This is a genomic window from Kitasatospora sp. NPDC018058 (assembly GCF_044327205.1).
Classification (GTDB): domain Bacteria; phylum Actinomycetota; class Actinomycetes; order Streptomycetales; family Streptomycetaceae; genus Kitasatospora.
The window spans coordinates 1-1670 of record NZ_JBIRFA010000139.1; the positions used below are offsets into that span (position 1 = coordinate 1).

Genomic DNA, 1670 nt, shown 5'->3' on the forward strand with positions numbered 1-1670 from the left:
TGGCCCTCCTGGTCGGGCTCCGCGACGCCTGTGACCACGTCGGACGCGGCCTTCAGTTCCGGCAGCGAGTGGCCGCGCTCCGCGATCGGTACCGGCACCTGCCCGGTCTGCTGCGCCGGCTCGACGACCGGGCCCTGCGGGGCTGACGCCGTCCTGCCCGCGTGTGGGGCTCGCCGAGAGACACCGTCATGGGAAGCCCCCTCGTCCGAGAACCACGGTCACCCTCTGGCGGAGGTACGTCAAGTACGTCACGTACTCGCTGGGACTCGTGAGGGGAGTGACCGTCCGCTGCGCCGTTGGCGTCAAGCAACACGAAAATGCCCCCGAAGCGATCTGCTTCGAGGGCATCGTGCCTGGTCAGGCTATGTGGCCAGGGCCGGGGGCGAACCGGCGACCTTCCGCTTTTCAGGCCAAGCCGGGCAGCCGAAATACCCCGGTTCGGGTGGGCTCTGCTGTTCGTGGCAGTGCGGCTTCGGGTGCCGTCGTCCATGCCGGTTGGCGTCAACCGGCGGAGCTTCGCATGTGCTGGCTGTGCTCAGTAGGGGAGCAGGCCGGTCGTGATCAGCTCGAAGTCGAACGGCTCCGGGATGTGGATGGTCTCGCCGAACGCGATGTCCTCCCGGCGGTGGTACTTCGTGCCGTCGGGTCGGCTGAAGAGCGTGACCGCCTTCTCCCTTGCGTCGATCACGAGGTAGAGAGGGATTCTCATGAGCGGGTAGTCCCGTACCTTCCCCACCCAGTCGTTCTCCGGGTTGGACGGTGAGACCAGTTCGACGGCGATCGCAGCAACCTCGGCAGGAACCTGGTTGTCCCTGGTCGTAAGTGCATCGTCCGGCAGGTACGTCAGGTCGGGATTGCGGCTCTTGCCGACATTGGGCGAGATGAGGTCAGTGTTCTCGCTGGGCAGTAGTCCTGCCGGGGCGTGCGCGTCGAACTGGCGGCGCACCACCAAGAGATTCCGTTGGTGAATGCCCGAGGGGCTGACCATCATGACGATGGTGTCGCCGGAGAGTTCGACTTTGAACCCGTCTGGCAGGCTCCTGCGGGCCTCTTCAAGGAGCGCGAAGTGCTCGGGGTTCATGCGCGGTGCCCTTCCGGGTGAGTCAGCCGATGCTCCAGCCTAGTCGGGCGAGTCCGCCGTTGGCTGGGTCTTTCATCTCCGCGTCAGGTTCAGTCGAGAAGTGCACGGGTCGGTCCCGGTCGGCCGGCGCGGCAGCTGACTGTGAACGTATGTCTGCCCGGGGCTTGACGGATTCCATGATTGAGGACCGGCAGACCGGCTAGGGTCGCGCGATGAGCGAGTACCAGTGCTACGAGTTCCTGGCGATCGACCGCCCGCTGACCCGCGAGGAGCAGGAAGAACTGCGATCGCTGTCGACCCGGGCCCGGATCACCGCCACCAGTTTCACCAACGACTACCGGTGGGGCAACTTTCGAGGCGACCCCAGGCGGATGGTGGAGCGGTACTACGACGCTCACCTCTACCTGACCAACTGGGGCACCCATCAGGTGATCCTGCGCCTGCCCAAGGGGCAGCTCCCGCTGCGGGCGGTGGAGCGGTACTGCTTCGACGAGTGTTTCGAGGCATGGACGACCAAGACCCACCTCATCCTCGACCTGCGCAGTGAGGACGAGAGCGGAGACTGGGACGAGGGTGCCGAGGACTCACT

The 1670-nt window shown here is 65.8% G+C and carries 1 protein-coding gene and 1 pseudogene; one reads left to right on the top strand and one right to left on the bottom strand.

Annotated features, from left to right (window positions below; genetic code table 11):
• Positions 1-535: 535 nt before the first annotated feature.
• A complete protein-coding gene (locus ACH4E7_RS45565; RefSeq protein WP_396255126.1) occupies positions 536-1081 on the bottom strand; it encodes a Uma2 family endonuclease in 546 nt (181 codons plus the stop codon).
• A gap of 212 nt (positions 1082-1293) precedes the next feature.
• Between ACH4E7_RS45565 and ACH4E7_RS45570 the strand changes: the two are divergent.
• A pseudogene (locus ACH4E7_RS45570) lies at positions 1294-1670 on the top strand (hypothetical protein); the annotation flags it as partial.

What these genes read in the sequence shown, in the direction of transcription:
- ACH4E7_RS45565 (WP_396255126.1), bottom strand. Translation starts at nt 1,081, where the DNA reads ATGAACCCCGAGCACTTCGCGCTCCTTGAAGAGGCCCGCAGGAGCCTG.